Origin of the sequence: Chitinophaga tropicalis (assembly GCF_009758205.1) — a bacterium.
Classification (GTDB): domain Bacteria; phylum Bacteroidota; class Bacteroidia; order Chitinophagales; family Chitinophagaceae; genus Chitinophaga; species Chitinophaga tropicalis.
The window spans coordinates 157771-172834 of the sequence record NZ_WRXN01000008.1; the positions used below are offsets into that span (position 1 = coordinate 157771).

8 protein-coding genes are annotated in these 15064 nt (G+C 43.3%); 3 read left to right on the forward strand and 5 right to left on the reverse strand.

Annotated elements, in window-relative coordinates:
* Positions 1-276: 276 nt before the first annotated feature.
* Positions 277-3627: a SusC/RagA family TonB-linked outer membrane protein gene (locus GO493_RS18680; RefSeq protein WP_157307750.1), complete on the forward strand. Its 3351-nt coding sequence runs from the start codon at positions 277-279 to the stop codon at positions 3625-3627.
* Between the two features lie 48 nt (positions 3628-3675).
* Positions 3676-5031: a RagB/SusD family nutrient uptake outer membrane protein gene (locus tag GO493_RS18685; RefSeq protein WP_232538894.1), complete on the forward strand. Its 1356-nt coding sequence runs from the start codon at positions 3676-3678 to the stop codon at positions 5029-5031.
* Between the two features lie 60 nt (positions 5032-5091).
* Here the strand turns inward: GO493_RS18685 and GO493_RS18690 are convergent, their stop codons facing one another.
* From GO493_RS18690 to GO493_RS18710, 5 genes are all read right to left on the reverse strand, one after another.
* Entirely contained in the window at positions 5092-5343 is a 252-nt protein-coding gene (locus GO493_RS18690; protein WP_157307752.1) for a hypothetical protein, read from the reverse strand.
* Between the two features lie 126 nt (positions 5344-5469).
* Entirely contained in the window at positions 5470-5901 is a 432-nt protein-coding gene (locus tag GO493_RS18695; RefSeq protein WP_394350740.1) for a MauE/DoxX family redox-associated membrane protein, read from the reverse strand.
* 264 nt (positions 5902-6165) lie between these two features.
* Entirely contained in the window at positions 6166-7743 is a 1578-nt protein-coding gene (locus tag GO493_RS18700) for a DUF6770 family protein (RefSeq protein ID WP_157307754.1), read from the reverse strand.
* A gap of 30 nt (positions 7744-7773) precedes the next feature.
* A complete protein-coding gene (locus GO493_RS18705; protein WP_157307755.1) occupies positions 7774-9171 on the reverse strand; it encodes a M48 family metalloprotease in 1398 nt (465 codons plus the stop codon).
* A gap of 255 nt (positions 9172-9426) precedes the next feature.
* On the reverse strand, positions 9427-10002 hold the full coding sequence (locus GO493_RS18710; RefSeq protein WP_157307756.1) for a porin family protein: 576 nt from the start codon (positions 10000-10002) through the stop codon (positions 9427-9429).
* A 706-nt stretch (positions 10003-10708) separates the two neighbouring features.
* On the opposite strand from GO493_RS18710, the gene GO493_RS18715 reads away from it, so the two are divergent.
* Positions 10709-14755: an HYR-like domain-containing protein gene (locus GO493_RS18715; RefSeq protein ID WP_157307757.1), complete on the forward strand. Its 4047-nt coding sequence runs from the start codon at positions 10709-10711 to the stop codon at positions 14753-14755.
* Positions 14756-15064 lie beyond the last annotated feature (309 nt).

Sequence of the window (15064 nt, forward strand, 5' to 3'; positions counted from 1 at the left end):
TTGGTGAGTACTATAATGGTTTGGGGCAAGTTATTTGAGGGGAAAGGATGCAAATTAATCACTGAGATATCGATAAAAAAATTTCCGCATCGATTTTTTACAACTTTTTTGACATTTCCATTGCAAGCTCAATATCAATAAGCATTTGAGAAAAATGAACATTCTAATGTAAGAACAACAGGTTATAAAAAAAATAAAGTACCCATAACCCATTTTGACATTCTGGTGTGTCTTATATATTGATTTAACACCAAAACCTAAATCTTTACAAACAATATGCGGCTTTCCAAGAGGTATGTCAGCACATTTTATCCCTTGCTGTTACTCTGTTTTCTTTCGTCCAATACCTTATCTGCACAGGATGTTTTGTCCCTGGATAGGATCTTTGTAACCTTATCAGCTAAAGATGAAACGTTGCCAGTCATTTTCGGAGAAATTTCACAGCAGACAAAAATATATCTGAATGCTGCAGGAGATGTACCTGCGGTCAATGAGCGGTTCTCTATTAATGTGAAGCACAAGCCACTTCAAGATGTATTAAAGACCCTGCTGAAAGATAAAGGCTGTACATGGTCATTAAAGAAAAACATGGTCACTATTACTTTTACCCATAAGAACTCGCCTCCGGAGCCTGTTAAAAAGGCCAATCCGGACGCTATTGCGACAAAACCCAAAGGGATAGCAGCTATAAAGGGTATTGTAACAGACAACGAGGGCAAACCCTTAGAGCGCGCTACAATTAAAGTAAAGGGTACCAGAAAAGGGTATTTCACGAATGAGGCCGGGCTATTTTTCCTGGGAACTGCAGATCTCAACCGTACTCTTGAAATAAGTTTTACGGGTTATGAAGCGAAACAATACCGGGTTAGCTCTCCTGACAGTATCCGGATAGTGCTTACACCGCATCCCCAATATCTGACTGAGCAATTAGCAACGGGCTATGGCACAACTTCGATGCTTCTGAATACAGGGAACATTATGTCTGTTTCTGCCAGGGAAATAGCATTATACCCAGTAAGTAATCCAATTATACCTCTTCAGGGCCGTATACCGGGTCTTCTTATATCACAGAGCAGCGGGCTACCCGGTGCGTCCCTGAAGCTCAGGATAAGAGGACAAAACTCCTTCCTTAGCGGGGGTAATCCACTATTTGTTGTTGATGGGGTGCCCTTACCTTTCGGTAATCAGCATGTGAATCAGCTTACTTCGATCATAACACTGACCATGGATGCCGGTGTAAGTCCATTAACCAGCCTTAATCCTGCTGATATTGAGAATATAGAAGTATTGAAAGATGCTGACGCAACTGCTATTTATGGTAGCCGGGGTGCTAATGGCGTTATTTTCATTACAACAAAGAAAGGGCAGGCGGGAAAAGCGACAGTAAGTGCTGATATTACGACAGGTGTTGACCATGTTGCTTTCAGTCCCAGATTGATGAATACGGCTCAATATCTGGAAATGAGAAATGAAGCTTTTAAGAATGACAATATTGTTCCCGATCATTTGCCTGGTACAAACAGCTATGCCCCGGACCTGAAAGTATGGGATACCACGCGATATACGAACTGGCCGAAACTGCTGACAGGAGGAAATGCGGCTTTTACAAGTGCCAATATTACGGTATCCGGAGGTAGTGCTACGACACAGTTGCTATTTGGGGGCAGCTATTACAGGCAATCGTCTGTATTCCCTGTAAATATGCCTTACGTGAAAGGAGCTCTCAGCTTTTCGCTTAACCACAGATCTGCCGATAACAAGTTCAAGCTTGGTATGTACGGCAATTACTCCAGAGATAAAAATCAACTTTATAATGCCTCATTAGCAGCTATGTATCTGCCCCCTAACGCTCCATCGCTATATGATGGCGACGGGCAGTTAAACTGGTCTGAAGGAGATGAACCCTTCCAGAACCCGATGGCTGATTATCTGAAAACATATAAGATCACTAAAGAGAACTATCTGGCAAACATGCACCTTTCCTATGCGTTGTTGCCCAATCTTTCATTCAGGGCCGGACTGGGATACAGTGTTATGCTGACCAATGAGCATTCAACAGTTCCTAAAGCGGCTCAGAATCCCTTCCTTTATGATGTGAGGAGCGGCATTGCTTCTTTCGGTAACAATAATTCCAGAAGTTACATTGCAGAGCCACAGGTAGAGTATTCCCTAAAGCTTGGCAAAGGGAATATAAAGATGATGACCGGAGCATCTTATCAATATGCCAGTACGACCAATGCTGTTATTGAAGGGCAGGGATATACCAATGATGCCTTACTGAATTCCCTGGATGGAGCGGCATCTATTTCCAATAAGACCACCAACGTAAGCGAATACAGGTATGGCGCGCTCTTCAGCAGGATCTCTTACAACCTGCTGAACAAATATGTAGTCAATCTTACAGGACGGATGGATGGAAGCAGTAAGTTCAGCCCGGAAAACCGTCTTGGTCATTTTGGTGCTATCGGTGCTGCCTGGATATTCTCGGAGGAGCAGCTTGTTCAGAATTCCATGCCTTTCATCAGTTTTGGTAAGTTACGGGCAAGCTACGGTGTAACCGGTAATGACCAGATAGCTGATTACAAATACCTGGATACGTGGTCTGCCAGATTATTAAATCCGTACCAGAACACTACTACCCTTTCTCCTGACGCGCTTTATAATCCACGTTATAACTGGGAGAAAAATAGGAAGCTGGAAGCAGCAGTTGAGCTAGGGCTTTTTAATGGACGTTTACTGGGATCATTCTCTTATTATCTTAACAGGAGCAGCAATCAGCTAATTCAATATCCTTTACCTGCCCAAACAGGTTTCAACAATATTCTGAAGAACTTCAATTCTCTGATAGAGAACAAAGGGCTGGAGGTAACATTAAGCGGAGATATCATTAAAACTGATGATCTGAAGCTGAATGTGAGCGTCAATCTGACAGTACCGAAAAATAAGTTGCTGCGTTTTGATCAACTTGCTAAATCTTCCTACAACGGGATATTTGTTGTTCGTGAACCTGTAAATGTGCTGAATAAATTGAGATCGTCCGGGGTTAACCCTGAAACGGGTCTCTTCCGGTTAAAAGATGTAAATGAAGATTCAGTTTATACCAGGGAGGATTGTGAAGTAATAGGCAGTCTTGATCCTGACTTTTATGGAGGGCTTCATGTCAACTTCCAGTATAAGAGTCTTTCAATAGAGTTATTGGGTGATTTCAGGAAACAAATGGCGCCCAATTACCTGTTTACAGGTTACCTGAACAATTTACTTCCCGGCATGATGGTAAATCAGCCGGATATAGTGCTGGACCGTTGGCGCCAACAGGGGGATAAAGCGCAATTTCCCCGGTACTCGACCCTCCCTACAGGAGAGGTTTATGCTGATAAAAATAATATGATCAATTCCAGCGAGGCTTATTCAAGGGCCGATTATTTTAAACTACGACAACTTTCTGTCTCCTATATTCTCAATAAATCACTACTATCCAGGTTTGGCGTTAAAAAGGCAGTCATTTTCTGCAAGACGCAGAACCTGTTTACGATTACCGGATATAAGGTCGGAGATCCGGAGACGGCCAATGCACTGGTACTCCCCACATTGAGAAGTATTGCAGGAGGTTTACAGATTTCATTCTAAATCCCATTAGGTAACATGATGCGTTTTACATTCTTTCTATTTATTATTATGATCTGTCTGTTGGGCCAGGGATGCAGCAAGCTATTAAATGTTGACAATCCTGATAACAAGATTACGGGGGTAGAATTATTTAAAGATAACGAAGCTGCGGAATCGGCTGTACTGGGTATTTACTCGGCCGCTTCGGGTACATCCAGTCTACTTTCCGGCTCCATCACCGTTTATGCAGGGCTGTATGCAGATGAATTAATTTATACCAGCACGCAAGTCTCTACCACTGAATTCTATCATGGTCCTATTGCCGTTAACAATACAGTTCTGGAAAGTAATTTCTGGAATAATACTTATCGTTTTATTTATCAGGTCAATGCCTGCCTTGAGGGATTGCACAACAGCACTTCACTTTCTTCGGGAGTAAAAGCAAGGTTAACCGGTGAATGCAGATTTCTCAGAGCATTGTTTTATTTCTACATGATCCAACTTTTTGGAGATGTACCGCTTGTGACGGTAACAAATTATAACACTAACGAGAATATGCCGAGAACGAGCGTGGCCCAGGTAAAGGACAGTATCCTGGCAGACCTGCTGAATGCAAGGGAATTACTATCAGAAGAATATCCTTCCAATGAGAAAGTAAGGGCTAATAAATGGGCTGCTGTGGCTCTATTGGCCAGGTATTACCTGTATGAAGAGAAGTGGACAAAGGCTGAAGCCGCCGCTACAGAAATCATAACTTCCAACGTCTATCAACTTGATGAGCCCAATAAAGTCTTCCTGGCAAACAGTTCAGAGGCCATTCTTCAGCTCAGGCCCGTACTTGCGGGATATAATACTATGGAAGGAAATATGTTTCTTCCTACCAGTACCTCAAGACCTGTGTACCCGCTTAGCGGGTATTTAACAGCTTCGTTTGAGCGGAATGACAAACGCAGAAGTGCATGGGTTAACAGTAAAGTTGTAAGCGGGGTCACTTATTACTATCCTTATAAATATAAACAAAAGGTAAATTTCACATCCAGCTTCAAACTAACAGAATACAGTATGATGCTTCGGCTTGCTGAAATATACCTGGTACGTGCAGAATGCCGCGTACATCTTGAACAGCTATCCGGGGCAATTGCAGACATTGACGTTATCCGGTCCCGTGCGGGATTGCCCCTGGTAGCAGTTACTGCTCCTGATATTTCTTCCGCGCTATTAAATAAAAAGATACAGCAGGAAAGAAGAATAGAGTTCTTTGCTGAATGGGGGCATCGCTGGTTTGATCTTAAAAGGACAGGTAAGGCATATGAAACCATGATAACGATCAAACCGGGTTGGAAGGAAACACAGCATCTATGGCCAATTCCCTATCCACAGATATCCTTAAACCCTTACCTTACCCAGAACCCCGGATATTTTTAGTGCTTTTATCCCGAAACAACACCAGGGAACATTGTGTCCCTGGATGTCGTTTCCCGGTTACTAATGTAATAGCATCAGTTCGCCTACTGTAAAGATGTAGGGGTTATCGGCTGCTCTCAGGCAAATGCCAAAATTTCCCGCGCAGACAAGCTGAGCCTGTTCCTGTGTCTGGTTAACCAACACAAGCTCATTATTCCAATTTATCCAGTTATGAGTTATCTGAGGAGAAAAAGCCTGGCGGTCAGATGCAACTGCTGCGCTGATACCGGTAACAGCGGCTAATACTGCGAATATCAGTTTTACTTTTTTCATATGTATTTTTTATAAGGGTGAGAAAATAATGAGCTATTTTGAATACTTCCCTATCCGGCCATGGCCGGGCATAAGCGTCCATCATTGCTACCGGCAATGCCTCATTCAGTTTTATATATTCTCCTGTTAATTCCTGGCTATGCCTGCTGTACGGCGTTCCAGGTAAATGCCGGTTATCCCGATCACTACAAAAAAGAGATTAAAGATCAGATGCTGTGTCCAGGTAAAGGTAGAAATAGCGCCGCCACAGCTGCATGGTATCTTATCAAACATATGCATTTTCACCAGGATGATATATCCCGTAAAACAAACCATTAATCCTGTAGCCAGGTATAAGCCCAGTTTCCTGAAAGGAAGCGTCATCATCATAAGAGAAATAATGATCTCCGCGACAGGTATCCCCCATGCCAGTACCGGTGCAAATTCATTGGGGAATGGCTGCAGCTTCATCTGAAGCATAAAAACCTGGTGTGTCAATAATTTTGAAACGGCAGCATAGAGATACATGCTGGTGAATAAAAAGTAACAAGTAAGCAAAATAAGATCCCTTGCCTTCATTGCTTAGGCGTTTAATTGCATTCCATACATGAATGCAGGCGTGATCAATGGTTACTTTGAAATGTAATTGTCCCCTTCGTGATTTGCTGATTTACTTTAGCTAGTTAAAACATCTTAAGATGCTACATGCATATTACAAAACTTCCCGCTCGAATCTGTTAATGAATAGTTAACAATGCTTGTTTTTTATCAGGGAGCTCATAAATTAAAAAGCGCTTTCTCTTTCCCGGAGAAAGCGCTTTTTAAACATAATTGCTGATATGATCAACCTATTTTTTCCAGTCTGAATTCAAGACGTTTATCTTTTTTGAAGTATTCCATGATCATCACAGAACCGGGTTTGGCGGGGAATACCTTCATAGTGCTGGCTTTGGATTTAAGCTCTATTTTATCTTTAGTGAATTTAGAGCCGTTGTAGCGGATGGTATTAAAGGTCTGGCCTTTATAGTCGCCCGTACGCACGTAATCACTATAACATACAGAGAACACGGAATTATCGGGCTCTCCTGTTGTGAAGTCGTAGTCGAAAGCTCCGGTTGCCTTCAGGTATACGGCAAGTGCATGCTGACTGAGGTAGTCGCTGATAATGGACGCTTCAGCTGTATTGTTGGTTTTATCGTAAATATTGGCTGCTGTTACCTTATAGTTCTTATCAAATTCCATCATTACCATGTCAGTAACAACTACCTTGGTTACACCCGCAGCGCCTCTGCCACCATAACCACCACCAGCTGCTGCAAGTGCAGTCAGGGCAATACCTCCGGCGCTTGCCTGTTTCTTATATCCCTCTCCTACTACGAACAGCTTTCCTCCGGGGGCCTGTAACATCTTGTGGATATACAGATAACCGATGTTGTCTATTTTACCTTTGCTGTTGGTAGGAAGATATTTTGCGAAGTCTTCTGCCCATGAGTTATAGGTACGGTTCAGGATGTTTCCTTTAGGATCTATCTGATACACTGCCAGTCCGCGGGTAGGATCTTTCATCGCCTTATCTCCTTTATTGTAATAGGTACCCATTACCAGCAGGTTCTCAGATCCTTCGATCTGTTTTACAGTAGTCGGGAATAACATCTGTTCGTCATCTTCTCCTGCTTCCAGGTCAAAAACCTGTTTTTTGGTGGTAAGATCTATAGCTACCATATGAGCCACCATCTTGTTGCTCATTTTTTTGCTTTTCCTGATGACCTGCAGTATCAGCAAATTATCAGTGCTGCCCAGGTATTCAGCTGCAGCATATTTATCATCGTCATTCAAAGGTTTGAATGTCCATTGTTTTTTAGCGTCTGAGGAAAAGTAATCTACTTCGTAGGTAACGTTCCTGCCGTCTCTTAACGGCATAACTGACACATATCCTTTTCCGCTGATGTCGTAAACGTTCTGGTTAGTTCCTTCGTCAGTATGCATGGTTTCATACTGCGCCATCAGGGCTTCCGTTTTTCTGTCGTACTCACGGCTATAGGTGAACTTCAGCTTACCTGACAGGTCGTATACTTTCATGGTCAGCAGATTCTCTTTTTCATTCTGAAAATAGAATGCCATACTGTTACCGTTGTAAGATGCTTCCAGCAGTCTCAGATCTTTCGAGTCCTGGAATTTGATGTCCTGTACTTTATTCAGGTTTTCATCGAGGATCTGCAGGGTATACTCGTTGGTTTTCCTGTCTATCTTATCGCTCTGATAGAGGAAAAAGTATCCTTTCAGCTGGTTGTTTTCCATAATGGAACCGCTGTTGCGCAGGTAAGTGGAATACACTTTGTCAATGCTTAATTTCTGCTGGGCATTGGTTCCCGTGATGATTGCCCCAAACAGGAACAATGCTGCTACAAACTTTCTGATCATAGTTATTCGTTTATGGGATATATGTGACGATTATTCTTTTGTGAACCGCTCACCGGCGTCCAGTTCTTTTCTGAAAGCGGCATAATCATTAAATCTGTCCTGGTAGCGGAGCAGGTAATTGTAACCGATGCCGGCGTAATCCTCTATATAAAGCTGCTGGAGGAAATGTAACAGCGCGTTGTACCCACCTGTCTGTCCCGCGCCGGGCAGGTCAATCCTTTTCCCTAATACATGCTCTTTCTGGGCGGTATAACAGCTATTCATTACTCTTCCTACGGATGTAACCAGGTAGGGATCATCCGGTAATTGTCCCAGTAGCGCTATTGTATAATACAGGCTGAGTGAATAATTATCATTCGCATAAGCATATTCTATCACTTCATACCGGAAGGTTCGCTGCAGGGTTTCAAACTGTTGTCTGCTGACCGGGTCCTTACTTTCATTTCCTGTCTGATAGCCGGATATAGCGGGAGATAACAGGGCGATCCTCTTCTGGCAATCGGGGTGTGTTTTCAGGGAATCGCTGAGCGCTTTGTTCTCTTCCACGACAACGCTTCCCAGCAGGCCGGTCTTCCTGGTGGTCCATTTTTTTCTGAAAGGGTACTTTTCTGCGTTGAACATTACTTCCAAACGGCTATTGATATTCAGTGTATCCTCGTCAATATTGTCCAGTAATGTTAACAGGCTCAGGGCTGCAGTTTTGTCGAAGCGGGTGTTATGCATGAATGCAAGCGCCATAGAATCTGCCTGAGATTCATGATCGCGGCTGTGTCTGCGGGTATTAAACGTGAATCCCTTAACCAGCTTATCCAGCATCTGGCGTTTTCCATATTCGGTATCCTTTATCTGGCGCAGGGCTTCCTGCATCTGAGCAGAGTTCATGGTATCCACATATTTGCGGATAGCATTGTCCATATGATGCAGGTAGAAGTGTGCTATTTCATGACAGAGTACAAAAGCGGCTTCGCTTTCGTTATTCAACCGGCTGAAGAGGCCCATGTTGAAGAGGATAATTCCACTTCCGATATAGCTGGCATTGGGAATGCCGGAGCGGGAGAAGAAACAGCGGAACTGTTGCTGCTGCAGCCCGGGATTAGCTCTTTTGATCTCGGAGACGAGGGCATCCAGGTATTGACGGGCACTGTCTGCCGTGTACATCTCTTTTTTGCCGATCACCTCTTTAATGGCGTCCCAATGCAGTTTGTAGATCTCTTCATAGTCTTTCTTTCCCCTGGCAGGAAGGGCCGCCAGCTCAGCTTTGTAAATTTTCTCGGATTCGGTTAGTAAACTGGTGAAGAGTGCTGTGTTTTCTTTGGCTGGAGTGAAAATGGGGGTTTGGCCATAGGTTATGGATAAGAAATGTCCCGGAATAACAATCAATATGTGGGTCAAAAGGAAAGCCCTCAGTACAGACTTTACGTCTTTCATGTGTACAGGTATAAGGAGATACAAATAAACGAATATTTAATATATTATCAAAAAAATATAAATAAGTTTGGCTACCTGTGTTATGCCAGATACTCAAAAAAACGATTTTGCCTTCGGCAAAATCGTTTTTTTGAGGGGGGGGTTATGGCCTGCGGCCGGCTAAGAATTTAAATTGATGAAAAAAATGGGCGTTGTCTTGAATGAGGCAAAACCCATTTGAGGAGGAAGATTTGGCCTGCAGCCAGTTAAAGGAGTTTAGAAAATGTAGAAGACACTTGCCTGTACTACACTATTCTTATAATCAGGATTCACATCTGAGATCTTAAAATCACTCACTTTAGATAGGCCTGCAACATATCTTGCTCCGAAGCCCAGTCCATTCCTCATCTGAAAGCCTAAGCCGCCTACTGCTGCCAGATCCATTTTCTTTGCGAATTCTTTTACGCTATCATCTCCAATATCATCTTTGATACGGAAGCCGGCCTGTGCACCCGCTTCAATATAGAAACCTGGCTTAGTACGGTACTTCAGCAGGAAGGGTACAGTGCCATAATATATCTTTATGTTCTCTTTGTTAAACACATCCCCTTTAACTTTTGCTCCCTGGGAAGAAAACAGGAACTCTTCCTGTATTGAAAAATTATCTGTGATCTTAAAATTAACGATGGCGCCCGCATGGAAACCAACTAATCCTTCCGTTTCAAAGTCGGCACCGGTGAAATTGCTGTAGTTGGCGCCGGCTTTCAGACCGAAGCTGAGTCTTTTCAGTAAACTCTGACTGAACCCTTTGGTAGATACCAGTACAAGACAAATTAAAAGTAACTTTTTCATAATTTTTTTTGAAGGTGATCAATACTCTAATGCACGCAAAGTTGGGAGTTCGGGGAGGGTTCGTGAAGCGGAAGATAACTGAAACGGACAAAAACAGCCCGCAAACGGCCGATCGGGGAATATTATAAATGAGTAAAGCCCACCATAGCAGGGGCTCTACTTATAATTTTATTGCCTGACAAGCTTTCCTGATAGTGTCTCTGTTTCCAATCTATATGTTAGCGCTGGGAGTCAGAGTGCTATGAAAGTATTTTATACCCTTATAAATTTGTGACATTTTCTTTCTATTAATAGTTCCTTCTTGCTTATAGTAGAAAAAGAGCGGAACTTTGCTGTTGATTCAAGACTATATGCCTGGTTTATGTCATTGAAAACTGTCGGGGCATATGCCTCAATACCACCTACTCTTCTCTTCATAATTTTGGCCGTTTCCTGTAAAATACCTGGGTTTCCTGTATCTAAGAATGGATAATTGTTTATACAATTAAAATATCATTGTATAGACGTTATGACTATCGTGCCTGTGTTTTTACTTTATTAAGGCCTTCCTAATAACTACTTATTAGTTATACGCCAGACTAATTACGCACTACCTTATGTACTGTGGGGAGAGGCGCATTCATCAACCAAAAACCTCATTTATTTTATGGATGCAACAGATCTACTTCCAAACAAAATCCTTCGAAAATTTATCTGTCGGCCGCTAATGAATTCCGCGCTGCTTATCCTGTTATTTACATTATCTCAATCATCAGTCCGGGGGCAATCTGCCAATCTTGACCAGGGGGCCAATGAAAAAGCCACTACGCCCCTCACTCCTGTTGATTGGATCAATGGTAACCTGAATATGAATGTGGCGCACTTCCTCGAAGGATATTCCGTTCCTTACAGAGCTATTCTGAAGGACCTTGTAGTTAATCAGACCTATACACTTGTTATAGGTTTTGACATTAAAAACAGTGGTAAACATGCGCTGGATTATATCACGCATTTCCAGCGACTGGAACCACATACAGTATTCGGGCATGGTGCAGAAACCGTCAACCCGCTACTGAATATTACAGGCTTTCCGCCTTCATATTTCACGTCTACGGATGTTGAGCCAATACCTGCTCCGAGCAGTGCAGGATCGCCGGTGGCAGGACAACCTACCACCAGCTTTAATGCGTTGTCAGCAGGTGAAAGGGTATTTACCGGGTATAACGCAGATCTGCTCAGTGTAACTTATAGTTCAGAGGGCAACCTGGCTGCCGCTCAGTCTGAAACGGTTGTTCATGTTACCTTCAAGGCACTTAAAGAAACTGTGGTACTGGCGTGGGGCGGGCATATTGCCAGTGTTGTTGACTGGGGGAAAGACCCTGTCACTCATGAATCACGTTCAGCCAGTGCTATCAGCGGTTCGCCTTACCATATGAGCCTTAAGAACTGGATCATTAATGGTAGCGTAGTGAGTATTGGTAACCAGGACAGGTCTCTTAAGACTGATGCAGTGTTCATTCCGCCAAAATGCGATGTGACCGGACCTGTTACCGGATGTCTGGAAACCACCAAACTGGTATATACAGCTACAGTTGATGATGCTGATGGTCTTACCTATGCCTGGAGTATTATCGGTGCAAATACTGCCAATGCGAAAATAGTAGATCCGACCCTGGGCACTATTGAAGTTGTACCCATAGGAACTACTTTTACTGCGGGTAGTTTCAATTTAAGACTGATTGTAACCAGGGAAGGACTGAAAGATACCTGTTATCTGAATAATCATACCAATCCTGGTGCTACTGTAAATATTTCGCAGGTTACAGTTAATGCCGGTGCTGATCAGAATATCACTCATCTTGATGTAGCTTCTTTGTCAGCATCTGCATCCGGTGGTACAGAACCATATACGTTCAGCTGGACACCTGTTACAGGGCTTGACAATCCGAATATATTCAATCCGACCTTTACACCTCCGTCTACCGGAGTATTTGAGTTCATTGTAAAGGCTGTGGATGCAAATAACTGCCAGGATGTGGATACAGTGGTGATCACTGTTACTGAACATCCGAAGCCGCCATGCGGTATTACAGGACCTGATCCTGTTTGTCCCGGGTCTAAGAATGAATATACCGGGCCGCCGGCAGCAGAGGTGGGTTCTTACCTCTGGTCAGTGACCGGAGATGCCAGCGTTTCAGGAGATAATAATAAGGAAACGGTATGGATACAGGCAGATAATAAATGCGGCAGCTATCTTATAAAGCTGATCGTTTCTACTCCTGATGGTAAACGGAAAGATACCTGTTACAAGGAAGTAATTATCAAGGATACCATTAAACCTGTGCTTTCAGGAGATGTAACCGGCGCTACCGTTAAGTGTGCGAAAGATATACCGGCGCCACCGGTTATCACCGCATCAGACAATTGTACAGCAGAGCTTAACATTGAAAAGAGCGCTGTTACTTCTGACAGTACCTGTGTAAACAAGTTTAAGATCACACGTAAGTGGTGGGCTACTGATATCTGTGGTAATACTTCAGATACGCTGACACAGGTGATCATTGTGAATGATGATGTGAAACCTGTCATTACAGCTGATTTCGATAAGGAAGTCAGTGTACAATGCCTGAAGGAGGTACCAGCTCTGCCTGAACCAACTGCCACTGACAACTGTAATGGCAGCATTACACCTGTTTATACTGCGGAGGGTTCCGGTACTGCCTGTGATTCTACTATCACACGCAAGTGGGTATTTGCTGATGCATGCGGTAACAGTGATTCTGTGACCCAGGTAATTAAGATCAAGGATGATATTAAGCCTGTGATCTCTGCTGATTTCGAAAAGGAAATCAGTGTACAATGCCTGAAAGATGTACCAGAGCCTCCTCGTCCGACAGCTACTGACAACTGTGACGGCGACGTCGCGGCTGTATGTTCTGCTGAAGGGTCAGGTACTGCCTGTGATTCTACTATCACACGCAAGTGGGTATTTACTGATGCATGCGGTAACAGTGATTCTGTGACCCAGGTAATTCATATTAAGGACAATATAGCTCCTGTTCTTTCAGGTACTACAGAAGATGTGAATGTTAAATGTACTGCCGACATCCCGGCTGCAGCTGATATTAAAGCTACAGATAACTGTGGTGACCCGAAAGTATATTATAAGCAGATAGTTTCTGACAGCACCTGTCCGAACGGGTACAACGTTGTACGTAAGTGGTGGGCTAAGGATGCCTGTGGCAATGTTTCAGATACACTTAAACAGGTGATCAAAGTTTATGATGATGAAAAACCAGTCATCACTGCCGACTTTGATAAACTGATCGAAGTATCATGTCTGAAAGATGTGCCTGCTGCACCTAAGCCAACAGCTAAAGACAATTGTAATGGCGACATTACACCTGTTTATACTGTTAAGGGTTACGGTACTTTCTGTGATTCTACTATTACACGTAAATGGGTATTCACTGATGCATGTGGCAACAGAGACTCTGTGAAACAGGTGATCAAGGTGAAGGATACTACTGCGCCGATAGTGACTTACAAACCGGCTAACACTACCTTGCCATGCGCTTCTACTCCTGTATTCGGTACGCCGACATTCAGTGATAATTGTGGCGGCAGCCTGAAGGTGACCTATGTAGATACTAAGGATGAAACCAAGTGTCCGTTCACTTACACCCGCAGATGGACTGCGAAAGACGCATGTAATAACAGTGTATGGACTGAACAGACCATCTCTGTGGAATGTTGTTCAACAAGCTTCTGCACTTATACACAGGGCTTCTATGGCAACACCGGCGGTAAAGGATGTACACCTAACGGTACAACCCTGACCTCTAAACAGATGATGACTGCAGCTGTAGATGCACAGGATGGTGATTCCGTTATCTTCGGTCTGAAATCTACCGGCAAGTTCTTTACATTGTTCCTGAGTGACATTGCCAATGACAATATCTTCAAGATGTTGCCTGGTGGTGGTACTCCAGTAGCTTTGAAGGGATATGCAACATATAGTAAGACCAATACCTGGAGCAATGTTCCTGTTCTTACTACAGTGACCAACTATGGTAAGATCAATAATGTGCTCCTGGCTCAGACCATGGCATTGTTCTTCAATACGTACCTGTCACCAACGCTCAAGACTATGCCGATAGAATGCGATACAGTGTATACTGTGAAGCTTGCCGCATGTGGCAGTAAACTTCCGGGCGGTACAGTAAGTAAATACGTTATCCCGGCCAGTGTTGTGAATTATCTCAGGTCAGTGGGCAAAGCAAATGTAGCTGGCTTGTTTGAACTGGCTAACCTGTACCTGGGTGGACAGACAGTTCCGGGAGTAGCTATTGGCGATGTCAGCAAGGCTGCAGATGCTATCAATAATGCCTTTGATAAATGCGCATTCCTTGTTCGCTGGGCATGTTCATCCGGCATAACCAATCTGAAGGTTTCCGGCTTATCAGTTATTGCGGCTGATAGTAAGATAACTGATCCGTCTGTTGTGAATAAGCTTGAAGTGAACGTATTCCCGAACCCATACAGGGATAAGCTCATATTCAGGTTCACTGCTCCGGAAACAGGACAGGTTAAACTGGAAACATATAATATGCTTGGTCAACAGGTTGGTCAGCTGAATTATGGAACGGTTAATAAGGGTACTACTCATACTATAATATATGACGTGCCGTCTGCTCAGCGTACTGCATTGCTGTACAGATTGAGTGTAGGCAAATACTTTACAACAGGTAAAGCAATCCCGGATAAGGAATAAACAGAGGCTGGTTCCCAAGGTCAGTTTCAATCCTCATAAGGGTAATATATGGCTCGCTCAGGCGGGCCATATGTTTTTAGCGCAAGGTGCTTCATAAGGTATAAACTACGCTTTTTCAATCAATTGCATTAAAAATAACACCAAAATATTTTTGTGTTTAATAAAAAAAGTTTGACATTTGGTTACAAATTCAGGACTCTCAATGAACGCCTATACCAAAATGTTCTGAGAGTGCGATACAACAAATCTTCACTATTTCTTTTTTAACTATCTCCTGTAAAATACCTCGATTGTCCCTATAGCGATGAG